This window comes from Streptomyces sp. NPDC057638 (genome assembly GCF_042800315.1).
Taxonomy (GTDB): Bacteria; Actinomycetota; Actinomycetes; order Streptomycetales; family Streptomycetaceae; genus Streptomyces.
Map to the genome: position 1 here is coordinate 26,979 of NZ_JBHVHF010000022.1, position 23,535 is coordinate 50,513.

At 73.3% G+C, this 23,535-nt stretch carries 24 protein-coding genes; 16 read left to right on the forward strand and 8 right to left on the reverse strand.

From position 1 onward, the window contains the following. Nucleotides 1-7: 7 nt before the first annotated feature. The gene (locus ACFVIM_RS05550; RefSeq protein ID WP_384298822.1) at nt 8-247 is read right to left on the reverse strand and encodes a hypothetical protein; all 240 of its coding nucleotides are present in this window, start codon (nt 245-247) and stop codon (nt 8-10) included. After that, the gene (locus ACFVIM_RS05555) at nt 247-585 is read right to left on the reverse strand and encodes a hypothetical protein (RefSeq protein WP_384298825.1); all 339 of its coding nucleotides are present in this window, start codon (nt 583-585) and stop codon (nt 247-249) included. The genes ACFVIM_RS05550 and ACFVIM_RS05555 overlap by 1 nt, the downstream gene beginning before the upstream one ends. A 380-nt stretch (nt 586-965) precedes the next feature. Between ACFVIM_RS05555 and ACFVIM_RS05560 the strand changes: the two genes are divergently transcribed. The 6 genes from ACFVIM_RS05560 to ACFVIM_RS05585 all read left to right on the forward strand — a co-directional run bounded on the left by ACFVIM_RS05560 (nt 966) and on the right by ACFVIM_RS05585 (nt 6,091). Beyond that, the gene (locus tag ACFVIM_RS05560; protein WP_384298828.1) at nt 966-1,517 is read left to right on the forward strand and encodes a Uma2 family endonuclease; all 552 of its coding nucleotides are present in this window, start codon (nt 966-968) and stop codon (nt 1,515-1,517) included. A 67-nt stretch (nt 1,518-1,584) separates the two neighbouring features. Next, on the forward strand, nt 1,585-1,932 hold the full coding sequence (locus ACFVIM_RS05565) for a hypothetical protein (protein WP_384298831.1): 348 nt from the start codon (nt 1,585-1,587) through the stop codon (nt 1,930-1,932). 181 nt (nt 1,933-2,113) lie between these two features. After that, nucleotides 2,114-3,271, forward strand: coding sequence for a serine hydrolase domain-containing protein (locus tag ACFVIM_RS05570; RefSeq protein ID WP_384298834.1), 1,158 nt, complete (start codon nt 2,114-2,116; stop codon nt 3,269-3,271). Then, complete coding sequence (locus ACFVIM_RS05575) at nt 3,268-4,074, forward strand: SDR family NAD(P)-dependent oxidoreductase (RefSeq protein ID WP_384298837.1); 807 nt, start codon at nt 3,268-3,270, stop codon at nt 4,072-4,074. The genes ACFVIM_RS05570 and ACFVIM_RS05575 overlap by 4 nt, the downstream gene beginning before the upstream one ends. Before the next feature lie 340 nt (nt 4,075-4,414). Next, nucleotides 4,415-5,647, forward strand: a complete 1,233-nt coding sequence (locus ACFVIM_RS05580) for a hypothetical protein (RefSeq protein WP_384298840.1) — start codon at nt 4,415-4,417, stop codon at nt 5,645-5,647. A gap of 108 nt (nt 5,648-5,755) precedes the next feature. Next, the gene (locus ACFVIM_RS05585; protein ID WP_384298843.1) at nt 5,756-6,091 is read left to right on the forward strand and encodes a DUF2087 domain-containing protein; all 336 of its coding nucleotides are present in this window, start codon (nt 5,756-5,758) and stop codon (nt 6,089-6,091) included. A 22-nt stretch (nt 6,092-6,113) separates the two neighbouring features. On the opposite strand, the gene ACFVIM_RS05590 is transcribed toward ACFVIM_RS05585, so the two are convergent. Together ACFVIM_RS05590 and ACFVIM_RS05595 are read right to left on the reverse strand one after the other, a co-directional pair. Beyond that, nucleotides 6,114-6,638 carry a YbaK/EbsC family protein gene (locus tag ACFVIM_RS05590; RefSeq protein ID WP_384298846.1) on the reverse strand — a complete coding sequence of 175 codons (525 nt, stop codon included), beginning with the start codon at nt 6,636-6,638 and terminating at the stop codon, nt 6,114-6,116. Nucleotides 6,639-6,840: 202 nt separating this feature from the next. After that, nucleotides 6,841-8,475 carry a penicillin-binding transpeptidase domain-containing protein gene (locus ACFVIM_RS05595; RefSeq protein ID WP_384298849.1) on the reverse strand — a complete coding sequence of 545 codons (1,635 nt, stop codon included), beginning with the start codon at nt 8,473-8,475 and terminating at the stop codon, nt 6,841-6,843. Nucleotides 8,476-8,768: 293 nt separating this feature from the next. Here ACFVIM_RS05595 and ACFVIM_RS05600 point away from each other — a divergent pair, with 293 nt between their 5' ends. Then, nucleotides 8,769-9,197, forward strand: a complete 429-nt coding sequence (locus ACFVIM_RS05600; RefSeq protein WP_384298852.1) for a PPOX class F420-dependent oxidoreductase — start codon at nt 8,769-8,771, stop codon at nt 9,195-9,197. A 145-nt stretch (nt 9,198-9,342) separates the two neighbouring features. On the opposite strand, the gene ACFVIM_RS05605 is transcribed toward ACFVIM_RS05600, so the two are convergent. Then, nucleotides 9,343-10,044, reverse strand: a complete 702-nt coding sequence (locus ACFVIM_RS05605) for an NYN domain-containing protein (RefSeq protein ID WP_384298854.1) — start codon at nt 10,042-10,044, stop codon at nt 9,343-9,345. Between the two features lie 240 nt (nt 10,045-10,284). Further along, complete coding sequence (locus ACFVIM_RS05610) at nt 10,285-12,087, reverse strand: dolichyl-phosphate-mannose--protein mannosyltransferase (protein ID WP_384298856.1); 1,803 nt, start codon at nt 12,085-12,087, stop codon at nt 10,285-10,287. Nucleotides 12,088-12,264: 177 nt separating this feature from the next. Here ACFVIM_RS05610 and rsmI point away from each other — a divergent pair, with 177 nt between their 5' ends. Then, nucleotides 12,265-13,152 carry a 16S rRNA (cytidine(1402)-2'-O)-methyltransferase gene (gene rsmI / locus ACFVIM_RS05615; RefSeq protein ID WP_384298858.1) on the forward strand — a complete coding sequence of 296 codons (888 nt, stop codon included), beginning with the start codon at nt 12,265-12,267 and terminating at the stop codon, nt 13,150-13,152. Nucleotides 13,153-13,169: 17 nt separating this feature from the next. Here the strand turns inward: rsmI and ACFVIM_RS05620 are convergent, their stop codons facing one another. Continuing rightward, the gene (locus tag ACFVIM_RS05620; protein ID WP_384298860.1) at nt 13,170-14,570 is read right to left on the reverse strand and encodes a serine hydrolase domain-containing protein; all 1,401 of its coding nucleotides are present in this window, start codon (nt 14,568-14,570) and stop codon (nt 13,170-13,172) included. Beyond that, a complete protein-coding gene (locus ACFVIM_RS05625; RefSeq protein ID WP_384298862.1) occupies nt 14,567-14,824 on the reverse strand; it encodes a hypothetical protein in 258 nt (85 codons plus the stop codon). Before ACFVIM_RS05625 ends, ACFVIM_RS05620 begins: the two co-directional genes overlap by 4 nt. 268 nt (nt 14,825-15,092) lie before the next feature. Between ACFVIM_RS05625 and ACFVIM_RS05630 the strand changes: the two genes are divergently transcribed. The 8 genes from ACFVIM_RS05630 (at nt 15,093) to ACFVIM_RS05665 (ending at nt 23,452) form a co-directional block, all read left to right on the forward strand. Continuing rightward, nucleotides 15,093-16,091 (forward strand): MarR family transcriptional regulator, encoded by a 999-nt coding sequence (locus ACFVIM_RS05630; protein ID WP_384298865.1) that lies wholly within the window; start codon nt 15,093-15,095, stop codon nt 16,089-16,091. A gap of 199 nt (nt 16,092-16,290) precedes the next feature. Further along, nucleotides 16,291-16,740 carry a hypothetical protein gene (locus ACFVIM_RS05635; protein WP_384298867.1) on the forward strand — a complete coding sequence of 150 codons (450 nt, stop codon included), beginning with the start codon at nt 16,291-16,293 and terminating at the stop codon, nt 16,738-16,740. Nucleotides 16,741-16,966: 226 nt separating this feature from the next. Next, complete coding sequence (locus tag ACFVIM_RS05640; protein ID WP_384298870.1) at nt 16,967-17,836, forward strand: TatD family hydrolase; 870 nt, start codon at nt 16,967-16,969, stop codon at nt 17,834-17,836. Nucleotides 17,837-18,115: 279 nt separating this feature from the next. Further along, a complete protein-coding gene (locus ACFVIM_RS05645; protein ID WP_384298872.1) occupies nt 18,116-19,375 on the forward strand; it encodes a ubiquitin-like domain-containing protein in 1,260 nt (419 codons plus the stop codon). A 48-nt stretch (nt 19,376-19,423) separates the two neighbouring features. Next, on the forward strand, nt 19,424-20,281 hold the full coding sequence (gene rsmA / locus ACFVIM_RS05650; protein WP_384298875.1) for a 16S rRNA (adenine(1518)-N(6)/adenine(1519)-N(6))-dimethyltransferase RsmA: 858 nt from the start codon (nt 19,424-19,426) through the stop codon (nt 20,279-20,281). Next, complete coding sequence (locus tag ACFVIM_RS05655; RefSeq protein ID WP_384298877.1) at nt 20,278-21,189, forward strand: 4-(cytidine 5'-diphospho)-2-C-methyl-D-erythritol kinase; 912 nt, start codon at nt 20,278-20,280, stop codon at nt 21,187-21,189. Before rsmA ends, ACFVIM_RS05655 begins: the two co-directional genes overlap by 4 nt. Before the next feature lie 224 nt (nt 21,190-21,413). Beyond that, the gene (locus ACFVIM_RS05660) at nt 21,414-22,835 is read left to right on the forward strand and encodes a hypothetical protein (protein WP_384298879.1); all 1,422 of its coding nucleotides are present in this window, start codon (nt 21,414-21,416) and stop codon (nt 22,833-22,835) included. Further along, on the forward strand, nt 22,832-23,452 hold the full coding sequence (locus tag ACFVIM_RS05665; RefSeq protein ID WP_384298881.1) for a YdcF family protein: 621 nt from the start codon (nt 22,832-22,834) through the stop codon (nt 23,450-23,452). Before ACFVIM_RS05660 ends, ACFVIM_RS05665 begins: the two co-directional genes overlap by 4 nt. The last annotated feature ends 83 nt before the right edge of the window (nt 23,453-23,535 follow it).

The following is a 23,535-nucleotide window of genomic DNA, read 5'->3' on the forward strand; positions in this document are numbered from 1 at the left end:
CATGGGTTCATGAGCTGGCGACGTTGATCACGTTGATCATGAGGTGGTTGTTCGAAACGACATAGTTGATGAAGCCACCAGTGAAGAACGCGGACCAGCTGTTGTCCTTGTTGCTCTTGGCGCCGAAACCGTAAGGATCGCTCGTTAACCGCTTCTCCAGGACTTCCAGCGAAGCACGATGCGCCGCCGGAAGATTTCGCTTCTGTGTGGCGGCGCGGTCGGAGTACCGGATGGCGTAGGAGGGCATCAGGCTGCGTCCTCCTCGGCCCTGTCGAAGAGCGGCTGCCGGTTGTTCTCAATGTCCCAGGCAAGCCCCTCCTCGTCGTAGAAGATCATGTCCGACGCCTCGCCGCTGTTGATGCGGCGCACGATCTCGTCGATCTCTTCGAGATAGCCCGGCGTGCGGCAGGCGATGGCGAACGGGTGCCAGCGGTCGAGAGCCGCGTCGATGCGTTCCTGGCTGAAGTCAGCCGACGCGCTCATGAAGTCCTTGGTGAAGGCGGACAACCACTCGGGGCGAGCTTCGAGGGCCTGACTGATCGCGTCGGGGGTGCGAGGGCATGTGCTCGGATCTAGTTCGATCATGGGTGATCTCCTTCGGGATGCTGGCCACGCTTGGTGTGGTGCCGCGTGCCTGTGCGATGCCTTGGTGCTGACGCGGGGGGCCTGTGCCATGGTCTGTGGGTCCCGCTCAGGCGATGATCGACCGTGTGAGATGGATCCGGCGAGCCGGTCCTCGCCTTGTCGAGGTCGAACGTAACAACCTTCCTGTGCTGTCGTGTGACGGTTCGCTGCGGCGCGCGGATTCGAAGCCGGGGCGCGCAATGCGGCAAGGTTGGGATCGGGATGTCCCGCACGCGGGTTCGTCGTGCTGTGTCCACGTCCACTGATTCCTTCCGGTGATCAGAGCCTGGAGCACTGCCTTGGCGTGCGTCCTCCTGCCGTTGTGCGACGGAGGTGAAGCGGTGAGCGCTCAAGGCCCCTGGACCGTCGAGGATGTCCTGGCCCTGCCCGAGGACCGCTCGGTCCGCTACGAGCTGCTAGGGGAATCGCTCGTGATGTCCCCGGCTCCGGGCCTGCGCCACCAGCGGGCCGGCTACCGGCTCCATGTCGCGCTGGACCGGGCGGCCGGTGCCGCCGGTGCCCCGGTCGAGATCCTGGAAGCCGTCAACGTGATCCTGCCGTCCGGACTGGTGGTGCCGGACATCGTCGTCGCCGACGAGGGCGCGACGGCCGACGACGGGGTGAGCATCGACGCCGATGCCGTCCAGCTCGTGGTGGAGATCGTCTCCCCCGGCAACAGGACGATGGACCGGAAGCTGAAGCCCGTCCTCTACGCCGAGGCCGGTATCGAGCACTACTGGCGCGTCGAACTCGACCCCGCGCCCCGGCTGATCGCCGGTGCCCTCTCCCTCGGCCGGTACGTCGAGCAGGCCACCGCACTGGCGGGCGCCCTCACCACCCTCGACGCCCCGTTCCCGCTCGCCATCGACCCGGCCGCGCTGACGCGGCGGTAGCCGTGTCCTGGAACTGACTTGTTCGTCGTCTCCCATCAACTCAACGCCGTCACGTCATCATGCCGGTATGACCTCGGTACCCCTTGACCCGCACGACCAGGTCGCGTCGGAGATCGTGCGCGCACGCTACGCGTCGCGGCTGCCAGGGAAGCTGGAGGACCTCACGGGACCCCGGTGCGGCCAGGTCACCCTCCCTCTGCACATGGTCTGGTCCGGGCTGCGGACGTATGACCTGGACCGCCCTCGTTCCCGTATGAGCCTCTACCGTGTGGTCCTCGCGGAAGGCCAGCACGATGACCTCGTCGCCTACCTCGACTCCGGCCTGCTCATCGCCCAGTGGCCCGTGCTGCGCACCTTGATCAGCAGGGTCGTGCGGGATGTCTGGGAGGCGGCCTTTCCCTCGCTCGGTCGGTAAGGGGGGGCTGGAGCCGGGATGGGAGGCGATCGAACACTGACCCCGCGCCATTCCCCACCACTCCTCACCCCCGCCTCAAGCCGCCCTCACCCCCGCCCCCCGGCCGGAGACCGCCCGGAAGCGGAGACCGTGTCCGGGCGGTGCACCATGGAGGGATCACCAGCAGCGGGAGAGTGGATCAGTGGACGCCCAGGGGACGGTCGCGGCCGGGTTCGAGCCGGTCGCGGAGACCTTCGTACGGAACTTCGCGGAGCGGGGGGAACGCGGGGCCGCCGTCGCGGTGTACCGGCACGGGCGGAAGGTGGTCGACCTGTGGGCCGGGACCCGTGATGTCGACGGCGCGGAGCCCTGGGCCGTGGACACCGCGCAGGTGGTGCGGTCCGCCGTCAAGGGCGTGGCCGCCGCCGTGGTGCTCCTGCTGCACCAGCGGGGGCGGATCGACCTCGACGCGCCCGTCGGCACCTACTGGCCCGAGTTCAAGGCGGCGGGCAAGGAACGCCTGCTGGTCCGCCATGTGCTCGCCCACCGGGGCGGGCTGCCCGCGCTCGACCGGCCGCTGACGCCCGCCGAGGCGCTCGACCCGGCCGCCGCGTCCGCCGCCCTCGCCGCGCAGCGCCCGCACTGGGAGCCCGGCACCGACCACGGCTACCACCCGCAGACGTTCGGCCCGGTCGTGGCCGAACTGGTGCGCCGGGTCACCGGGCGCACCATCGGCCGCTGGGTCGCCGAGGAGATCGCCCGTCCGCTCGGGCTCGACCTGTGGATCGGGGTGCCCGCCGAGGAGGCCCACCGGGTGGGGCGGATCGGCCCGGTCGAGGAGCCGGCCGCCGCGCCGGGGCTCAGGCTGCGGCCCAAGCGGGCCGTCACCGACGCGTACCAGGACCCGGAGTCGCTGACCCGCCGCGCCTTCGGGGCCGTCCACCCGCTCCCGGACGAGAACGACCCCGCCTACCGGGCCGCCGAACTCCCCGCCTCCGGAGGCGTCTCCACGGCCCGCGCGCTCGCCCGCTTCTACGCCGCCACCCTCGGCGAGGTCGACGGCGGCCCGCGCCTGTTCGCGCCCGCCACCCTCACCCTCGCCCGCACCGAGGAGTCGGCGGGCCCGGACCGGGTGCTGGTCGTCCCCACCCGCTTCGGCCTCGGCTATATGCTCCACGGCGCCGCCGCCCCGCTGCTGGGGCCCGGCTCCTTCGGCCATCCCGGGCGCGGTGGCTCGCTCGGCTTCGCCGACCCCGAGTCGGGGATCGCGCTGGGGTATGTGACGAACGGGCTGCGCCAGGGGGTGACCGCCGATGCCCGTTCCCAGGCGCTGATCAAGGCGATACGTTCGGCGCTATGACAGACCCGAACACGTGTTTTGACGGACGTCGTGGCCGTTTTGACGGGTATGGCGTACTGATCACCGGCGCCGCGCGCGGCATCGGCGCCGCCACCGCCCGCCGCCTCACCGCCGAGGGCGCGCGCGTCCTCGTCACCGACCTGGACGAGGACGCCGCCCGCGCCACCGCCAAGGAGATACCCGGCGCCGAGGCCCTGCGCTGCGACGTCGCCGACCGGGCCGGGATCGAGGCCGCCGTCGCCCACGCGGTGGACCTCTTCGGCGGGCTCGACGTGCTCGTCAACAACGCCTTCTCCTGCGCCCCGCACACCGCGCGGGTGGAGGACCTCGGCGACGAGTCCTGGCACCGCGACCTGGACATCACCCTCGGCGGCGCGTTCCGCTGCGCCCGCGCCGCGATGGAGCATCTGGCGGCGTCCGGGCGCGGCGCGATCGTGAACATCGGCTCGGTCAACGCCGAACAGGACTTCGGCAACCACGCCTACAGCGCCGCCAAGGCGGGCCTCGCCTCCCTCACCCGCACCCTGGCGGGCGACGCGGCGCGCCGGGGCGTGCGGGTCAACCAGATCAACCCGGGGACGATCCGCACCCGCGCCTGGGCGGGCCGCGAGAAGTCCCTGGAGGCCCTGGCCGCCTCCGCCTACCCGCTCGGCCGGGTCGGCGAGCCCGAGGACATCGCCGCCGCCGTCGCCTATCTCGCCTCCCGCGACGCCGCGTGGGTGACGGGCACGACCCTGCGCGTCGACGGCGGTCTGCTGGCGGTGAACACCTCGTTCGCGGCGGCGGTGGACGGGGAGCGGTAGCCGGGGCACGGGGGAGGGGGCCGCCGTACGGGGGCGTACGGCGCGACCCCGTACGGCTCCGGGGGCGGGCGCGATCGTCGTACGGGCGCGGTGGACGTCGGCGATGTCCTACGGGCGGGACCCCGCGCCGACGACGTGAGCCGCCGACGGCGAGGACCGTCGGCACCGCCCCGCGCCCGCGCCGCCCGGCGCCCCCTGGGCCTGCGCCCCCTGGGCCTGCGCCCGCCTGGGCCGGTGCCCGCGCCGCCGCACGGGGGCGTACGCCCGCGTCGGCGAACGCCCCCTCCTCGCACGGTGAGCCGCCCCGCCCATAAGGTAGATAAAGGGCATTCTTGGTCATATGGTGATGCCTCTCGCCCTGTTCACCGGCGCGCTCGCCCTCTACCTCCCCGGTCTCCTCATCCTGCGCGGCTACGCGCGCACCTCGTGGTGGACCGGCCTCACCATGGCGCCACCCCTGTCGGCCGGGCTGCTCGTGCTCAGCGGGGGCAGTGTGGCCGGATGGGCGGCCGGGGTCATCGCGCTCGCCGCCGGGCTCTGGGTCTGGCGCACCGACCGCGCGCCCAGCGAGCAGCGCGCGCCGGTCGCCGTCGCGACGGCGGCGGTCATCCTCGGGGCGCTGTGGCTGCGCTGGCCCCAGGGACCGGCCGGTATGCCTGACGGGTTCGCCCCCTTCACCGGACTGATGGATCGCCAGGGAGCGGCCCTCGTACTGCTGTTGACGGCGGTCGTCACCCCGGCGGGCATGGCGGGGCTGGCCCGGATGGCGCTGCCCCGGCTGCCGTTCGCCGCGCCCGTGGCGGCCGGTCTCGTGGTGCTGGCCCCGCCGCCCCCGTACGCCCTCGAACTCGCCCTCGTGCCCGCCGCCGTCGCGCTCGTACTGCGGACCCAGCGCCAGGGCTGGCCCCCGCTCGCGTGGGCGGTGGTGGCGCTCGCCGCCGTGGGTCTCGCGGGCACCCGGCCCTGGGCGGCGGCCGGGGCGGCGGCGCTGGCGTGCGCCGCCGTCGCGGAGACACTGCTACGCCGCCGCCACCGGGACCTCCCCCGGGTACGGGAGGCCGCGCGCGCCCTGGGCTGCGGGACGCTCGCGCTGGTGGTGGCCCTGCCGTGGCCGCACGCCCCGGCCCCGCCCGCCGGATCGCCGCTGGGTCTGGGGGACGCCCTGCTCTCCGTCGTGTTGCTCGATCCCCACCCGTCCCAGCCGTTCGTCCTCGGTCCCGCCCTCATGACGGCGCTCGGCTGGGCCGCCCTGCTCTGGCTGGCGCTGCGGTCCCGTATCCGCTGGCCGCTGGTGACGGCGGTGGGGTGCGCCGTCCTCGCCGCGCCGGCGGCCACGGGCGCGCTCGCCCTCTCCGCCCCCGGGCTGCTCGCCCTGCTCTCCCTCCCTCTCACCCTGGCCGTCGCCGCGGCCATCGCCCTGGCCACCCGCCGTCTCGCGGCCCCGACCCTGCGGCCCCGGCCCGCGCTGGCGGCGGTCGCGATCCTGCTCTGGTCGGCGTCGGCGGCCCTGCTCGGGTACGTCCCCGAGGGGTCGCGGGCGGAGTCCTCGGTGGCCCAGGTGCGGTGCTGCTGACGGACCGTCGGGTGGTGGCGGGAGGAGGAGCGGGACCCGATCCTCAGCGGCATCCGGCCGGGCGAAAACCCGTTGCCCGGATCCGAACGCCTGCGCGAGGCTCCCTCCATGACCGATTCACGACCCCCGTCCCCGTCGTCCGGCACGGCGGGGACGACGACCACCGGATCCCACGGTGTGGCCGCCCTGTTCTCCCACGGCCGCCTCACCGTGATCCCCCGCAAGCAGGCCCGCCGGCGGCAGGTGCTCGCCCATCTCGGCGAGACCCTCTTCGCGTCCGGCCGCACCTACACCGAGCCGGAGGTCAACGAGGCCCTGCTGACGGTGCACGAGGACTGTGCGGCGCTGCGGCGGTACCTCGTGACCGGGGGATATCTCGTACGGACCCGGGACGGCCGCAGCTACCGCCGGGCGGAGTCCGCGGCGGGGCCGCTCGCCTCGTAGGGGCCCCCTCCGGGGAGGGTCGTCAGGCGCGTTCCCGCACGTCCACCAGGGTTCCTCCGGCGTACTCGACCAGCGACCGGGGGTCCAGCGGGAAGACCGTGTGAGGGGTGCCCGCCGCCGCCCACACCACCGGGTGGTCGAGCAGGGCCCGGTCGGCGAGGACCCGGGTGCGGGTGGCGTGGCCGAACGGGGGAACGCCGCCGATGGCGTAGCCGGTGGTCCGGCGCACCAGATCGGCGTCGGCGCGGGTCACCGAGGCGGCGCCCAGCTCTGTCCGCACCCGGCCCAGGTCCACCCGGGATGAGCCGTCCAGCAGGACCAGGACCGGCTCCCCGTCCGCCTCGAAGATCAGCGACTTCACGATCTCGCTGGTGTGGCAGCCGATCGCCGCGGCGGCCTCGGCGGCGGTGCGGGTCGCGTCGGGGAAGCGCCGAACCGGGACGTCGAGCCCCAGCTCCTGGAGGGCCGCCGCGAAGCGGGGGTGGGCGTCGGGGTGCGCGGAGGTGTCGGGAGCGGTGTGGTCCGACGTGTCGTGATGAGTGCTCATGCGGGCCGAGGCTAATGCCGTGTCCCAGGGCCCGCGACCCACTTTCCCCGTACGGGAGTTCGTACCGGAACCCGTACGGGACCCCGTACCCGACCCCGTACGGACCCGTACCCGACCCCGTACGGACCCCCCGTACGGAATCTCTCGCGCGACCTCGTACGGGACGTCACAGCGGTACGGGACCGGACCGGCCGGGCCCGGGTCAGCCCGCGCGCAGTACCTCCGCCACCACCGGGCCCGCCGCGGCGCCGCCGCGCCCGCCGGACTGCACCACGGCCGCCGCCGCCAGGTTCCCCGCGTACCCGGTGAACCAGCTGTTCGACTTGCCCTGGCCGTCCACCTCGGCGGATCCCGTCTTGGCGCCCTTGTTGCCGCTGACGGAGGCCATCGCCGCCTGGCCCGTCCCCGAGACGGCCGAGGCCCGCATCATCGCCCGCAGCGCCGACGCGATCTCCTCCGGCAGCGGTTCGGCGGTCGCCAGCTCGCGGCCGTCGAGGGCGGCGGGGACCAGCACCGGCTGGCGGAAGGCGCCGCTCTTCACGGTGGCGGAGATCGAGGCCATGTTGAGCGCGTTCATGGTGATCTTGCCCTGGCCGATATACGAGGCGGCCGTCTCGGGCCCGTCCGACTCGGGCACGTTCCCGTCCTCGCTCACCCCGCCCGTCTGCCAGTCGAGGCCGATGCCGAAGTACTTCCGTGCCGTCTCGCCGAGCGCGGTGCCCGCCTCGCCGCGCTCGTGCAGCGGCTTCACCGCCTTGATGAAGGAGGTGTTGCAGGAGCGCCGGAAACTGTCCAGGAAGGTGCCGCCGTCGATCACGAAACGGTCCAGGTTCTGGAAGGTGCGGCCCATCCAGCTCACCGTCGCCGGGCACTCGACCGTGCTGGACGGCCCGTCCACGAGGCCCCGGTCGAGCATCATCGCCGCCGTCACGATCTTCATCGTGGAGCCGGGGGCCTGGGTGCCGAGCATGGCGGTGTTGTACCCGGCGGAGGGGTTGTTGGCGACCGCGCGTATCGCTCCCGTACTGGGCTGGATCGCGACGACCGAGGCCCGTCCGTACCACTTCACCGCGCGCTCGGCGGCGTCCTGGACCCGGGCGTCCAGGGTGGTGACCAGCCGTCCCGGGGTGCCGTCGCGCAGGGTGAGCAGGGTGGACGGCGCGCCGGTGTCCCCGTTGGGGTCGAGCACCAGCTCGACACCGGGCTTCCCGCCCGCGCGCTCGCCGTACTTCTGCCGCAGGGTGTCCAGGATCGGCCCGAGCGAGGGGTACTTCTCCGGGTGGAGCGAGCGGCCCTCGTGGTCGACGGCCCGGACGGGCGGCGCGGTGGAGGCCGTGGTGCGCAGGGTGGTGGTGGGCGTCAGTCGGGGGTGGACCACCGACGGGGCCCAGGTGACCCGTGGCTTGCCGGTGCTCTCACCGCGCACCACCGTCAGCCGTGACTCGTACGCCCAGGGCTTGGCCGTGCCCTCGTGGGTCACCGTCGCCCGTACCGAGAACGGCACCGTGGCCTCCACCGGGGTCCCCGGGGTGATGATCGCCGTGGAGACCTTCGCCTCCTCGCGGTAACCCCGCAGCACGGGTCCGGCCGCGACCGGGTCGGTGGTGAGCTGGGCGGCCTGTTCGCCCTCGCCGCGCGCCCACGCGGCCAGGAACTTCTCCGCCGTGGTGCGGATCTCCTCCGGGCTCAGCGGCCCGCTCCGGCGTTCGGCCTTCTCCGACGCCGTGGGCTCCGACCCGGAGTCGCCGCCGAGCAGCAAGTAGCCGCCGTAGCCGACGCCACCCAGAACGAGCGCCAGCGCCGCGCCCGACATCGCGATCCTCACACCACCGCGCACCCGCGCAGCCTCCTCCCGGATACCGCCCTCGTGAAAACGTTCGAGGGCGTGAACCCGTGCACTCTACTGGGGGTGCCTTGGGTGGGGTGCGACCGTTATGCGACCGCGATATCCAACGTTCTTTCTCTCCCTCCTTCTCTCCCTGGCCCTCTTCCCGGTACTCCGTGGACGGTACGGAGACGGCCACCGCCCACCGCCCATCGTCCGGTGGCGGGTGGTCCACCCCGGCGGGATCGGGCCCGGCCCGGCGTGCCTGCCCCCGGGCGGCCCGGCCTCTGACGCACGATGGCGCAATGGCGAAAACCATGACGAAAGCCGAATGGCGGAAATTTGTCTCCGAGGGGACCCACACCGCGAAGCTCGCGACCGTGCGGGCCGACGGAAGCCCCCATGTGGCCCCGGTGTGGTTCCTGCTCGACGGCGACGAGGTGGTCCTCAACACCGACAAGGACACCGTCAAGGGCCGCTCCCTGATCCGGGACGGGCGCGTCTCCATCTGTGTGGACGACGAACGGCCCCCGTTCGCCTTCGCCCTGCTCAGCGGGCGGGCGGAGGTCAGCGACGACCCGGAACAGGCCCGGCACTGGGCCACCCGGATCGCGGCCCGCTATCTGGGCGAGGACCTGGCGCCGGGTGTCGGGGAACGCAACAGCGGCCCGGGGACGATCACCGTCCGGGTCCGGGTCGACAAGGTCGTGGCCTTGGCCGATCTCACGGCCTGACCCCACCGGACCCCCCACCGGCCCGCCGGTACATCTGTACGGCCCGGTCTCCGGCTCCGGTCTCCGCAACCCGGGCGCGGAGACCGGGGCGCTGTGCCGGTCCATGAGCGCTCCCGGGCTGCCGGGCGCCGGCCCGGCGACCGCGTCACCGCTGGGTTGGGCAGGTATGGCCGCTGGCGTTGGTCCGCGCGGGAGTCGCCTGGTGGGGCACGGACACTTCCTCGGCCGCCATCGCCCATTTCGCCGGACGCTCCAGGACATGCCCGGTGCGAGGGTCCTTGACGGTCTGGGGGAGCTGGGCGCCGGCGAACTTCGCCCGGAAGATGGTGAAGGAAGCCGGCATGATCTTCCTCAGTTCGTGGGAGCTCCGCCCCGGAGGGAAGGCCGCGATGATATGAGCGCTGGGCATGAGGCTCTTCGCGGTCCGCACCGCGGGGGAGAGGTCGCTGTCGCCGCTGATGATCATGGCGCTGTCCGCGGCCCGCGTCGCGATGTCGGAGACGAGGGAGACGGCGATGTTGACGTCCGTCTCCTTCTCCTCGTAGTGGGTCCATGTGGCGCCGCAACTGCGGCAGCGCTTCGGCTTGGACTGGTAGCGCCCCTTGACGATCTCGATCTTCGTTCCGCCATGCGCCGAGAGGGCCTGGAGGTAGGTGTCCTGTCGACTGAGCGCGCCCGGGTCGTTCATGACGGACGCGGTGAAGTACTTCACCTTCACCAGTTCGTCCCGGGGGCGGAGGCTGCGGGCGAGGGCCACCAGGTCGAGCCAGAGATACCGGTGCCGGTATTTGCCGTGCAGACCGTGGTACAGGTTGAAGCCGTCGACGTAAACGATCAGATCCGCCACGTGGCGTTGCCCTCCCAGGGTGGAGATGTGCTCGCTTGCGGAGGGGGCCGTGAGGTCTGCTCCTGATCGCGCACAACCTGCCTGCATACAAAAACGGCCCCTTTCGGGGCCGTCGAACCGGGGCTTTGCAGACCCGGTGGGGTATGCCGAGATCGTACAGGTGGTGACGCTCTGTGTCAACTGGTGTCTCTGGGTGGGGAGGCTCTGGCTGGCAGAGGCACCCCACCCAGGGCTGATGGGCTACACCCAGGTGTCCAGCCACATCCGGTCGCGCCAGTCGTCCATCGGGATCGGTTCGCCGGTGTAGAGGGGGTGGAAGTAGATGAAGTTCCAGATGATCAGCAGCACCAGGACGCCCGCGCCGACCGCGCCGATCGCGCGGCGGCGTTCGTCCGAGCCGGGCGGGCCGAGGATCGCGCCGACCATCATCGCCACCGCGAGACAGAGGAACGGGACGAAGACCACCGCGTAGAAGAGGAAGATCGTCCGCTCCTGGTAGAAGAACCAGGGCACCCAGCCCGCCGCCACCGCGCACAGGATGGCGCCCGCGCGCCAGTCGCGGCGGAAGAGCCAGCGCCACAGCACATAGCCGAGCGCGACACAGGCGGCCCACCACAGCAGCGGGGTGCCCAGGGCGAGGACCTCGCTGGCGCACTTCTCGGCCGGGTCGAGGTCACAGCCGCCGGTGCCGCCCCGGGGGTCCTCGTAGTAGTACGAGACGGGACGGCCCAGGACCAGCCAGCTCCACGGGTTGGACTCGTAGGTGTGGAAGGACGTCAGGTTCACATGGAAGCTGTAGACCCCGGCCTCGTAGTGCCACAGGCTCCGCAGCGCCTCGGGGACCCAGGTCATATCGAACTGGGGCAGGTCCACCTCGCCGAGGAACGGCAGCTTCACCTGGTCGGGGGAGAGTCCCCGGCGGCCCTCGGCCCAGGTGCGGGCGTAGCCCTTGTCGCTGGCGAACCAGCCCGCCCAGGTGGCGATGTAGGTCACCACGGCCACCGGGACCGTCGCCACGAACGCGGGGACCAGGTCCTTGCGCAGCACGGTGCGGTAGGGCCGCCGGGATCCCGCCACCCGTCGCGCGGCCACGTCCCAGACGACGGTGAGCAGCCCGAACGCCGCCATCACATAGAGCGCGTTCCACTTGGTGCCCGCCGCGAGCCCCAGCATCACCCCGGCCGCGATCCGCCACGGCCGCCAGCCGAGCCGCAGGGTCGAGGCGATCGTGTCGTCGGGCCGCAGCACGCCGTCGGGATCCTCGGGCAGCGCCGCCGCGAGCCGCCGCCGCGCCCAGTCCCGGTCCGCCAGCAGACAGCCGAAGGCCGCCACCACGAAGAACATCAGCACCAGGTCGAGCAGCGCGGTGCGGCTCATCACGAAGTGGAGCCCGTCCACCGCGAGCAGCGTGCCCGCCACACAGCCGAGGAAGGTGGAGCGGAAGAGCCGCCGCCCGATCCGGCAGATCAGGAAGACGGAGACGGTGCCGAGCACCGCGAGCATGAACCGCCAGCCGAAGGGCGTGAACCCGAAGAGCTGCTCACCGAACCCGATCACCCACTTCCCGACCGGTGGGTGCACCACATAGCCGGGGTCGATGGGGACCGGCACGGCGTCGGGGTTGCTGAGGATGGCCTTGTCGATCGGGACCTTGCTCTCCCCGACGTGTTTGGGCCACTGCCCCTCGTACCCCTGCTTGATCAGCGCCCACGCGTCCTTCGCGTAGTACGTCTCGTCGAATATCACCGCGTGCGGGCGGCCCAGGTTCCAGAACCGCAGGACGCCCGCGATGGCCGCCACCAGCAGCGGCCCCAGCCAGGCGGAGGCCCGCAGTACGGGGTTGACCACGGTCGGCGGGATCCCGAAGACCGGCCAGAGCCGCTCCGACGGCCGGGTGTAGGGCGGATCCAGGCGTTCGCGGAGGCCGGTCACGGGCCGGGGCACATAGCCGAAGCCGCGTAGCCGCCGCTGCCAGCCGGGGGGCTGCCCGGAGATGTCGGTGGCCTCCGGGCCCTGGCGGGTCTGTGGCGCGGTACTGGTCACCGCGCCATCGTAGGGAACGCCGCGGTGGGCGGTGGAGGGAAGGAGCCGCCCCGGGGCCGCTCCCGGGAGTCCGCCGTGGCGGTGGCGGTGACGGTGACGGGGCCGGTGGCGGTGACGGGGCCGGGGTGACGGGGTCCCCGCCCGCCGCCCCGCCCGTCCCCTGGGAGAATGGGCCGGGTGACCACCGACATCTCCGGGCCGCGCCCCACCACCCCCACCGGCGTCCTCGTCCTCGCGGGCACCCCCATCGGCGATCTCGCCGACGCCCCGCCCCGGCTCGCCGCCGAACTGGAGGGGGCCGACGTCATCGCCGCCGAGGACACCCGGCGGCTGCGGCGGCTCACCCAGGGCCTGGGCGTGCACACCACCGGCCGGGTCGTGTCGTACTTCGAGGGCAACGAGTCCGCCCGCACCCCCGATCTGGTGCGGGCGCTGCTGGAGGGGTCCCGGGTGCTGCTGGTGACCGACGCGGGCATGCCGTCCGTCTCCGACCCGGGCTACCGGCTGGTCGCCGCCGCCGTCGAGGAGGGCGTACGGGTCACCGCCGTGCCCGGCCCCTCCGCCGTCCTCACCGCGCTGGCGCTCTCCGGGCTGCCGGTCGACCGCTTCTGCTTCGAGGGCTTCCCGCCGCGCAAGACCGGCGAACGCCTCGCCCGGCTGGGCGAGGTCGCCGACGAGCGCCGCACCCTTGTCTACTTCGAGTCGCCGCACCGCATCGAGGACACCCTCACCGCGATGGCCGAGGTCTTCGGCCCGGACCGGCGCGCGGCCGTCTGCCGCGAGCTGACCAAGACCTACGAGGAGGTCAAGCGCGGCACCCTGGCGGAGCTGGCCGCGTGGGCGGCGGGGGACGTCCGGGGCGAGATCACCGTCGTGGTGGAGGGCGCGCCCCCGGCCGGGCCGCAGGAGCTGACCGCCGAGGAGCTGGTGCGGCGGGTGCGGATCCGCGAGGAGGCGGGGGAGCGGCGCAAGGAGGCCATCGCGGCGGTCGCGGTGGAGGCGGGGCTCCCCAAGCGCGAGGTCTTCGACGCGGTCGTCGCCGCGAAGTCGGCCGACCGCCCCTGAGGCCGGGGAAGCGCCCGCTACGGCAGGGGCCCGGTGCGCGGGTGCACCCGGCTGTTGGTGTGCAGATAGCGGGCACCCCCGTGGGCGGTCTCGCCGACGCCGTAGAGCGCGACCGTCTGGGTGTCCTCCAGCGGGTGGGCGGGCGGCATCAGGAAGTGCGTCTGGCTCACCGGGAGCAGCTCGTACCGGATCCGCTCCGGCCGCTGGAGGAGTTCCGCGTGGAAGGGGTCGAGCACCAGCGTCAGATGGAGCCGTCCGGCCTCGGCCGACACCTCGTAGCGGGCGCCGGGCCGCTCGTAGACACCTTCGTACCGGGACGGGTCGAGACGCAGCGACGGGTCCGGCGCGGGCAGGGCGGGAACGGTGGCGGTGCCCAGCTCGGTGAGGACCGTGTCGAGTACCGCGCGGGCGAAGCTCTCCCGGGGCCCGCCGTTGGTCAGCAGCGCGACGGCGGTGCCGGTCTCCGGCAGCACCCGCAGCCGGGCGTTCTGGCCGATGGTGCTGCCGTCGCTGGCGTAGACGGTCCGGCCGTGCCAGTCGTCGACGACGAGCCCGAGCCCCCAGTGCGGCCCGAAGCCGTACGGGTCGGGGTTGGGCACCCGTGACTCCGTCATCTCCCGCAGCGCCCGGGCGGAGATGATCCGCCGTCCGTTCGGCGCGACGCCCGCGTGCAGCAGGACATGCGCGAGGGCGAGCGTTTCCCGGACGGTCGAGGTGATCCCGCCGCCGGGGCCGAAGGCGCGGGGCAGCCGGTCGACGGGGGTGACCCGGGGGCCGTCCGCAGCGGAGAGGAGCAGATGCCCGGTCGCCGCGCGGGCCGGGTCCACCCGCTCCCGCGCGCTGGTGGTGCTGGTCAGGCCCATGGGGTCGAAGAGCCGGTCGCGCATGACCGCGTCCCAGCCCGTGCCGTCGCACACCTCCAGGACCCGCGCGAGGATCGCGTACCCCAGTGCCGCGCTGTAGCCGTGGGTGTGGCCGACGGGGAAGACCTGGGGCGCGTCGGCGATGTTCGCGACCATGCGGGCGTAGACGTCCTCGCCCTCGCCGGGGTCGCCGTAGTGCTCCTCGATGCCGCTGGTGTGGTGGAGCAGATGGCGCGGGGTGACCGTGGCGCCGGCCCGGGGATCGGCCACGGTGAAACCGGGCAGATACGTCCGTACCGGGGCGTCCAGGTCGACCGTCCCCTCGTCGACCAGGCGCAGCAGGGCCAGCGCGGTCCAGGTCTTCGTCAGGGAGCCGCACTGGTAGACCGTGTCCGTCGTCGCGGGTTCCCGTGTCCGTACGCTCCTGACGCCGACCGCGAATTCGGTGATCTCCCCGTCGTGGAGGACCCCGACCGCCGCGCTCGGGATCCCGTACTCCGCCAGCAGTTCGGCGACCCGCTCCCGTACCCGCGCGCCATCGATGTGCGGCGTCACCGGGGGAGACCGACCGCGTTGGGGGCGTCCGCCTCGAAGAACTCCGTGCTGGCGTAGGCGCCGGCGTGGGTCTCGAAGAACTCCCGGACCGCGTCGACGGAGTGATGGGTGATGATGTTCACGGCCCGGGCGCCGTCGGTGCTCGCGACCGCCATCTTCCAGTCGGCCGTCCCGGGGAGCCGGGCGTGTGCCTTCTTGAGCCCGTTCCAGAAACCGTCCTGGTCCACGACGGTCGACACGGCCATCACATACATCAGGGCATTCCTCCGCTTCGCTCGTGCCGATCTTCCCGATCGCCTCGGCAGCCTCGGTGACGCGGAAAAGCTATGCCGCATTTCCTGTGATCGTCAATAAAATCAATACGAAAAAAGGCACCCAGCCGCAATTGTTGCAACGGAAATGCGAATAAACGCAACGCCGTGCTTATGCGTGGCGATGACGCAACGCCGTCCTTATCCGTGGCGATGGCGGCCGGGGCGACCGGGAAGGCGGGGACATGGATACGAGGGAGGGGCGGGACCGGTGCCCGGAGGACGACTGACCCAGGAGGACCGCCGGCGGATCGCGGCCTGGCTGGAGGACGGGCTCGGCTACGCCGAGATCGGCCGCCGGCTCGGGCGGCCCACCTCCACCATCAGCCGCGAGGTCGCCCGCAACGGCGACTCCGGCGCCTACCGGGCCGCCCACGCCCAGCGGGCCGCCGACCGCCGCGCCCGCCGCCCCGGCCCGCCCCGGGCCGCCGGGCCGGAGCCCGGGGAGCGCCTCACGGAGGAGGCCCGGGCCTTCGCCGACGAGTTCGCCGCCACGCTGACCGCGACGGGCCTGCCCCGGATGACCGCCCGGGTGCTCGTCACCCTCCTCACCGCCGACACCGAGGGGCTCACCGCCGCCGACCTGGTCCGCCGCCTCCAGGTCAGCCCGGCGTCGGTCTCCCTGGCCATCGGCTCGCTCGAAGCCATGGACCTGGTGGCACGCCGGGCGGACCCCGGGACCAGGCGCGAGCGCTACGAGATCGACGAGGAGAGCTGGCTCCGGGTGTGGCACACCGACACCGGCGCCCACGGCGAGGTGGCGGCCGAGGCGCGGCGCGGGGCCGCCCTCTTCGGCGCCGACACGGTCGCCGGTGCCCGGCTCGGCGCGATGGCCCGGTTCTTCGCCCGGCTCAGCGACCACATGGGCGGCAGCGCCCTCGGCGAGGCCACGGTCGATGACGCGTTCACCGTGCTCGCCGCCCTGGTGCACACCGACCGGCCGCTGACCGTGGGCGTGCTCGCCGCCGCGCTCGACTGGCCCGCCGGGCGGGTCGCCACCGCCCTGGACGCGGTCCGGCTCCATCCGGCCCTGGCCGATCCGCTCGCCCTCTGTGTGCTCGGCGGTCCCGGTGTGCTCGGTGGTCCCGCCGCTGATGTTCCCGGCGGTACCGGCGTCCCCGGCGTTCCTCTGGGCCGGATGTACGCGGTCACCGTGAGCCCGGACCGGCTGAGCCCGGCACAGCGGGCGGCGCTGGATCGCCGGGGCTGACGGGCCGCCGGGGGCCGCTCCCTCCAGCGGCCCGCGCCGGAGTAAAGGACTATCGTGAAAAGCAAAGCGCAGACCGTGTTCACCGTGGTGATGGCGACCGCAATGGCATGGAATGCCCAAAACCCCTCCAACATTCGACATGCGCTGATGCGCTCCTGCCGGAATGGGCGTCCACTGGGTCCAGTGGAGAGGAGCTGGCATGAGTGACACCACGGGCACCGCCCCCGCTCACGAGGCGTACGCCTTCGCCTGCATGCGCTGCGGATACGGCTGGGAGCAGTCGTACGACATCGAGCACCACATCGATCCGTCCGGCCATGAGTACGTCGTCTACAGGACGGGCGGCGGGGTGCGCGTCCCGTCGCCGCTGTCCAGCCCGACGTGCGGGAACTGCGGCAACCACGTCGTGCGGATCATGCGCTCGGGGCAGGTGTCGGCGGCGCTCGGTCTGGTGAGCCGGACCGCGACCACGCCGGAGCAGCTCATCGAGGAACTGCCGGTACCGCCCGCCGGGCCGATCGGGGCCGCCGGGATCCCGGACGCCCAGCCCCGGCCGCCGCGCCGTGAGCATGTGCGGCGGGAGCGCCAGCGCCGTGAGCACCATCACTGGCACCTCTCGGACCTCCTTCACCCGTTCCACCGCAGATGAGCGCGGGGCGCGGCGGTCCACCGCGCTGAGGCCCCGGGCGTGGGTCGCCGGTACGGGTCGCGCGGAGGCCAGGGGTACGGGTCGCGCCGAGGCCATGGGTACGGATCCGGCCGTATCCGGGGCCGGGCGCGGGTCCCACCGGGTCCCGGGCGCGGGTCGCACCACGGTTGGGCGCGGGTCGCACCACGGATGAGCGTGGGGGCGCGGGCCTCGTAGGATCGCGCCCATGAGTGCCTCATCCGCCCCACCGCCGCTGCCCGAGCCCCTGCGGGTGCCGGTCGCCGACTCCCACACCCACCTGGACATGCAGGAGGGCACGGTCGAGGAGGCGCTGGCGCGTGCGGCGGCCGTGGGAGTCACGACCGTTGTGCAGGTGGGATGCGACATCAAGGGCTCCCACTGGGCGGCGCGGACGGCCGCCGACCACGAGCAGGTCCACGCGGCCGTGGCGCTCCACCCGAACGAGGCGCCCCGGATCGTCCTCGGCGATCCGGACGGATGGTCCCGCCAGGGCGCCCGCGCCGGGGGCGGGGACGCCGCCCTCGATGACGCGCTCGCCGAGATCGACGCGCTCGCGGCGCTGCCGCAGGTCAAGGCCGTCGGCGAGACCGGGCTCGACTACTTCCGCACCGGTCCGGAGGGTGTGGCCGCACAGGAGCGTTCCTTCCGCGCCCATATCGAGATCGCCAAGCGCCACGGCAAGGCGCTGGTCATCCACGACCGGGACGCCCACGCCGATGTGCTGCGGATCCTCGCCGAGGAGGGCGCCCCCGAGCGGACGGTCTTCCACTGCTACTCCGGTGACGCCGAGATGGCCCGGATCTGCGCGGCGGCGGGCTACTACCTGTCCTTCGCGGGCAATGTGACCTTCAAGAACGCCCAGCCGCTGCGGGACGCGCTCGCCGTCGCGCCGCGCGAGCTGGTCCTGGTGGAGACGGACGCGCCGTTCCTGACCCCGGTGCCCTATCGGGGGCGCCCCAACGCCCCGTATCTGATCCCGGTCACGCTCCGGGCGATGGCCGAGGTGAAGGGCCTGGACGAGGACACCCTGGCGGAGGCGATCGGCGCGAACACGGCGGAGGCGTTCGGGTACTGAGCGCGGCGGGCCGTTCGGGGGACACCGGCGGGGTCCTGGCGTGTGCGCCGGGCCCTTCCGTGCCACTCCGGCATGATCACCACTTATGCATCTGATGTCACTAATGCCGGGCGGGGAGCCGCCGCCCGCGCCCCTCCCGCCGGACGGCGGGCTCGACACCCCGGCCTCCACCCTCCGTAACCGTGCGGCTTTGGAGAGTCACGGCGCCTCGCGCTAGCCTCCTCGCCTCACTGGGCCTTACCCGGCCTTACCGGACCCCCGGAACCCCTACGGAGTGCTGTGAGCGACCAGAGCCCCTCGGGTGAGCCGAGCGACGAGAGCGGTCAACGCGCCCGCCGTGAGATGAGCGGCGGCGGCCGACACCGGGCCCGTGCCGAGCCCCGGCCCGCCACCCCCGAACGGGAGCGGCGGTCCCGGCGCCGTGGCCGCTGGGCGGCGGCCCGGCGCCCCGACGGACTGCGCCGTCTGCTGCCGCAGGCCCTGGTCGTCGCGTTCCTGGCGGGCGGCACCTCCGCCTTCGTCGCCAGCGACAAGGCCGTCACCCTCACCGTCGACGGCGTCCCGCGCACCCTGCACACCTTCGCCGACGACGTCCACGACCTCCTCGACTCCGAGAAGGTCGCCGTCGGCGCCCATGACATCGTCGCCCCCGCCCTCGATGACGCCCTCGCCAGCGGCGACCGGGTCGTCGTCCGCTACGGGCGGCTCGTCAGCCTCACCCTCGACGGGGAGCGCCGCGAGGTGTGGACCACCGCGCGGACCGTCGACGGAGCGCTGCGCCAGCTCGGGGTGCGGGCCGAGGGCGCCCATCTCTCCGCCTCCCGCTCCTCCGCCATCGGCCGCACCGGGCTGGCGCTCGCCGTCCGGACCGAGCGGACGGTGACGTTCCTGGCCGATGGCCGGACGCGGACCATCCGTACCAACGCGGCCACCGTCGGCGAGGCCCTGGCCGAGGCGGGCATCGCCCTCCACGGCCGCGACTCCACCTCCGTACCGCCGTCGAGCTTCCCCCGGGACGGCCAGACGGTGACGGTGCTGCGGATCACCGGCTCCCGGAAGGTGGTGGAGGAGGAGATCCCGTACGCGGTGGAGCGGACCGAGGACCCCGGGCTCTTCGCGGGGACGGAGTCGGTCGACCGCCAGGGCAGGCCCGGCGCCCGGCGGGTGACATACGAACTGCGGACCGTCAACGGCGTACGCGAGCGGCCCCGGAAGATCGCGCAGGAGGTGGTGCGCGCACCCGTGACGCAGCGGGTCCGGGTCGGCACCCGGCCGCTGCCCCGCTCGGTCTCCGGCGCCGACCACCTCGACTGGGACGCGCTGGCCCGGTGCGAGTCCGGCGGCCGCCCCCGCGCCGTGGACCCGTCGGGCACCTACGGCGGGCTCTACCAGTTCGACACCGCCACCTGGCGCTCCCTCGGCGGCTCCGGCCGCCCCCAGGACGCGACCGCCGCCGAACAGACCTACCGGGCGAAGAAACTGTACGTACGCCGGGGAGCCAGCCCCTGGCCGCACTGCGGACGGCGGCTCTACCGGTAGAACGCGCGGGTGGCCCGGGGCCCTCCCCGCTCCCCGTAGGCTGTATCGGTGAGTACCACAGAGCCCGACGCGCTCCTGAGCCCCGCCGACGTCCGTGAGCTGGCGTCCGCGCTCGGGGTCCGCCCCACCAAGCAGCGCGGCCAGAACTTCGTCATCGACGCCAACACCGTCCGCCGGATCGTCCGGACCGCCGAGGTCCGCGCCGACGACGTGGTCGTGGAGGTCGGTCCCGGGCTCGGCTCGCTGACCCTGGCGCTGCTGGAGGCGGCCGAGAGCGTCGTCGCCGTCGAGATCGACGACACCCTCGCGGCGGCCCTGCCGTCCACGATCCTGGCCCGGATGCCCGCCCGTGCCCCCCGCTTCTCGCTGGTGCACTCCGACGCGATGCTGGTGGACGAGCTGCCCGGCCCGCCGCCGACCGCGCTGGTCGCCAACCTCCCGTACAACGTGGCCGTGCCGGTGCTGCTGCATATGCTCGACCGCTTCCCCAGCATCGAGCGGACGCTGGTGATGGTCCAGGCCGAGGTCGCCGACCGGCTCGCCGCCGGGCCCGGGAACAAGGTCTACGGGGTGCCGTCGGTGAAGGCGAACTGGTACGCGCAGGTCAAGCGCGCGGGCTCCATCGGCCGCAACGTCTTCTGGCCCGCGCCCAACGTCGACTCCGGACTGGTCTCCCTGGTCCGCCGCGACCCGCCCGCCACGACCGCGACCAAGGCCGAGGTCTTCGCCGTCGTCGACGCGGCCTTCGCCCAGCGCCGCAAGACGCTGCGGGCCGCGCTCGCCGGATGGGCGGGCTCCCCGGCCGCCGCCGAGACGGCACTGGTGGCGGCCGGAGTCTCACCGCAGGCGCGCGGGGAGTCGCTGACGGTGGAGGAGTTCGCCCGGATCGCGGAGGCCAAGCCGTGACGCCATCGTCCGCCGCGAAGATCACCGTCCGTGTCCCGGCGAAGGTCAACGTCCAGCTCGCCGTCGGCGCCGCGCGCCCCGACGGCTTCCACGACCTCGCCAACGTCTTCCTCGCCGTCTCCCTCTTCGACGAGGTCACGGTCGCCCCGGCGGCCGCCCTGACCGTCACCTGCGAGGGCACCGACGCCGACCGCGTCCCCCTCGACCCCACCAACCTCGCCGCCCGCGCCGCGACCCTGCTCGCCGAGCGCCACGGCCGCACGCCCGATGTCCATATCCATATCGCCAAGCACATCCCGGTCGCGGGCGGCATGGCGGGCGGCAGCGCCGACGGCGCGGGCGCCCTGCTGGCGTGCGACGCGCTGTGGGGCCTCGGCTCCACCCGTGAGGAGCTGCTCGACCTCTGCGCCGAGCTGGGCAGCGACGTCCCCTTCAGCCTCGTCGGCGGCGCGGCGCTCGGCGTCGGCCGGGGCGAGCGGCTGACCACCCTGGAGACCGGCGGACCCTTCCACTGGGTCTTCGCGGTCGCCGACGGCGGTCTGTCGACCCCGGCCGTGTACGGGGAGTTCGACCGTCTCACCGAGGGCACCGACGTCCCGGAGCCCACCGCCTCCCCGGCCCTCCTGGACGCCCTGCGCACGGGCGACCCCCACGCCCTCGCCGCCGCCCTCACCAACGACCTCCAGCCCGCGGCCCTCTCCCTGCGCCCCGCGCTCGCCGACACCCTCGCGGCGGGCACCACGGCGGGCGCCCTCGCCGCCCTGGTCTCCGGCTCCGGCCCGACGACCGCCTTCCTGACGTCCTCGGCCGACTCCGCCCACCAGGTCGCCGAGGCCCTCCTCGCCTCCGGCACCTGCCGCGCCACCCATGTGGCGACGGGCCCGGCACCGGGCGCGACGCTGCTGTAGCGGGCCGGGTCCGTACGGACAAGGGCGAACGGGGTACCCCACGGGTGATGGTGGGGTACCCCGTTCGCGGTCGGTGGGGATCCCCGCGCTGACGTGCGGCGATCCCGTGGAGAACCCGCCCCGGACCCGTGGGGTGTACCTCGTTCCCTCTCGTTCGGGGAGCCTCGCTCCCTGTCCCATGTCTACGCTGGGCGCCCATCGTTTCCGCCGACATCAGGTGGCCCATGGACGACCGAATGAATCGCCGGAACGGCTATCCGCTGACGGTCCCCGACACGTTGCTCGACAGCGACGCCATGCGGCGCGCCTGCGCGGTCCGGGACTTTCGGGAGATCTTCCGGCTGGTGAATCGCCGGACCGGCTCCAGCCAGGCCGTGATGGCCGCCGCGATCGGCGGGATGACCAGCTCGCGTGTCAGCGACATCATCCGTGGCGCCCGGGGCATCCGGGGGCGCGGGCTCATCGAGCGCGTGGCCGACGGGTTCGGCATCCCCGGCGAGATGCTCGGTCTCCCGGCGCGGCCCTGGGAAGCGACCGCCGACGGCATGGAGACCCAAGACGCCGGAGCGCGGGGCGCGACGCCGGTCGGTGTGGACCGGCGGGCCTTCGTCACGGAGAGCGCCGCCCGTTCGGCCGGGCCGATGGCGGCCCCGCACGGCCAGCGCGCCGCCCAGGCGCTCGACCTCATGGGCGGTGATGGCGTGAGCAGTGTCAAAGACGCCCTCAGCGACCTGATCGACCACTACGCACTGACGATCCGCTCCCTGCCTCCAGCCGAGGTCTACGACGAACTCCTCGCCGTCAGGACACAGGCCGGCCGACTTCTGGCCTCCTCCGTTCCCGGAGCCCAGCGCGAGGACGTCACTCTCTCCGTGGGCTGGCTCTCCTGTCTGCTGGGGATCGCAGCCTGTGACATGGGGGCGCATGCGGCGGCGCGCCTCTGGTGTGGCGAGGCGGACCGGTGCGGGCGGGAAGCAGGCCATCCCGAGCTGTCCGGGTGGGCGCTGTTCACGCGATCACTGATCGCCTTCTACCAGGGGCGGCCCCGTGAGTCGGTGGCGCTGGCCTCCCGGGGGCAGGCGATCACCGCGCCGGGTACTCCCGCGCACGCGAAGCTCGTCACCCAGGAGATGCGGGCGGCGGCGATGACGGGCGACGCCGACCAGATGGCGGACGCGCGGAACCGAGCGCGCGTGGACATGGCGAAGCTGCCCGCCACGGCGACGGCGGCGGGGGTGTTCTCGGTCTCTCCGGGGGAGGACCCCCCGTACACGGCGACCGCCTTGATGCTATTGGGCCGCCATCAGGACGCCGTCATCGCCACGGATCATGTCCTGCGCACGCACTACGGTCCCCAGACCCAGCGGTACGGCGGGCATCCGTCACGCGGTTATGCCCGCGCCCAGCTCATCCTCGGACTCGCCCAGGCGGGCACCGGGAACCTTGACGAGGCGGTCGCCGCCGGGCACGCGGCGCTCGCCGGGCACCGCGCGGACTGGCCGACCATGACACTCGCCGCGAAGCTCTGCCAGGTCCTGGAACGCGACTTCCCCGGGGCGCACCCCACGGCGGAGTACCGCACGCGCTACCAGGAGGTGGCCATGGTGCCGACCGGTCACCACGGCTCATCCGGGGGGTCGGCATGAGCGGCGCCGACCTCGGCCCGGACCAGGTCCGTGACATCGCGCGCGCCGTGGACATCGAGGCGCCGCCGCCCCCGGACCGGCCGACCGCCCACCTCGTCTTCGGTACGAACCAGACGCGTCCCGTGGAGATCGCGGCGGAGCGGTACCACCGGGGGCTCGCGCCGCTGATCATCCTGACCGGTGGGGTGAACCGGCACACCGGGATCGTGGAGGGGCGGGTCTTCCACGGACTGCTCAGGGAGCGCGGTGTCCCCGACAGCGCCATCCGGTACGAGGACCGGTCCGCCAACACCTGGCAGAACGTGGAGTTCGCGCTGCCGTATCTCCGGGAGGCCGTGGCCGAGGGCTGGACGATCACGGCGGTCGCCAAGTGGTACCACCGCAGGGCCGTGCACTGCCTCGCCACGCTGGCGCCCTTCGCGGCCCCCTTCCACGCCCTGTCCTGGGACCCCGTGTACGCGGGCAGGACGGTGACGCGTCAGGACTGGACCGCCACTCCCGACGGCAGGCGCCGGGTCCTGCGCGAGGCGGAGGAGGTGCCCCGGCGGGTCGCGGACGGCGGCTTCGCGGCGGTGCGCCGGGCCGGTGGGGCCTGGCGGCTGACCGGCGGGGGCTGAGACGCGAACCGGGGCGCCACCGCACGGGCGAGAGCGAACGGGGTACCCCACGGGTGACGGTGGGGTACCCCGTTCGCGGTCGG

Excerpts from the sequence above, each read along its gene's own strand:
- ACFVIM_RS05600 (WP_384298852.1), top strand. The coding sequence starts at position 8,769 with ATGGCGAAAACCATGACGAAAGCCGAATGGCGGAAATTTGTCTCCGAG.
- ACFVIM_RS05555 (WP_384298825.1), bottom strand. The coding sequence starts at position 585 with ATGATCGAACTAGATCCGAGCACATGCCCTCGCACCCCCGACGCGATC.
- ACFVIM_RS05640 (WP_384298870.1), top strand. The coding sequence starts at position 16,967 with ATGAGTGCCTCATCCGCCCCACCGCCGCTGCCCGAGCCCCTGCGGGTG.
- ACFVIM_RS05565 (WP_384298831.1), top strand. The coding sequence starts at position 1,585 with ATGACCTCGGTACCCCTTGACCCGCACGACCAGGTCGCGTCGGAGATC.
- ACFVIM_RS05665 (WP_384298881.1), top strand. The coding sequence starts at position 22,832 with ATGAGCGGCGCCGACCTCGGCCCGGACCAGGTCCGTGACATCGCGCGC.
- ACFVIM_RS05625 (WP_384298862.1), bottom strand. The coding sequence starts at position 14,824 with ATGTATGTGATGGCCGTGTCGACCGTCGTGGACCAGGACGGTTTCTGG.
- ACFVIM_RS05590 (WP_384298846.1), bottom strand. The coding sequence starts at position 6,638 with ATGAGCACTCATCACGACACGTCGGACCACACCGCTCCCGACACCTCC.
- ACFVIM_RS05660 (WP_384298879.1), top strand. The coding sequence starts at position 21,414 with ATGGACGACCGAATGAATCGCCGGAACGGCTATCCGCTGACGGTCCCC.
- ACFVIM_RS05575 (WP_384298837.1), top strand. The coding sequence starts at position 3,268 with ATGACAGACCCGAACACGTGTTTTGACGGACGTCGTGGCCGTTTTGAC.
- ACFVIM_RS05580 (WP_384298840.1), top strand. The coding sequence starts at position 4,415 with ATGGTGATGCCTCTCGCCCTGTTCACCGGCGCGCTCGCCCTCTACCTC.
- ACFVIM_RS05585 (WP_384298843.1), top strand. The coding sequence starts at position 5,756 with ATGACCGATTCACGACCCCCGTCCCCGTCGTCCGGCACGGCGGGGACG.
- ACFVIM_RS05550 (WP_384298822.1), bottom strand. The coding sequence starts at position 247 with ATGCCCTCCTACGCCATCCGGTACTCCGACCGCGCCGCCACACAGAAG.
- ACFVIM_RS05635 (WP_384298867.1), top strand. The coding sequence starts at position 16,291 with ATGAGTGACACCACGGGCACCGCCCCCGCTCACGAGGCGTACGCCTTC.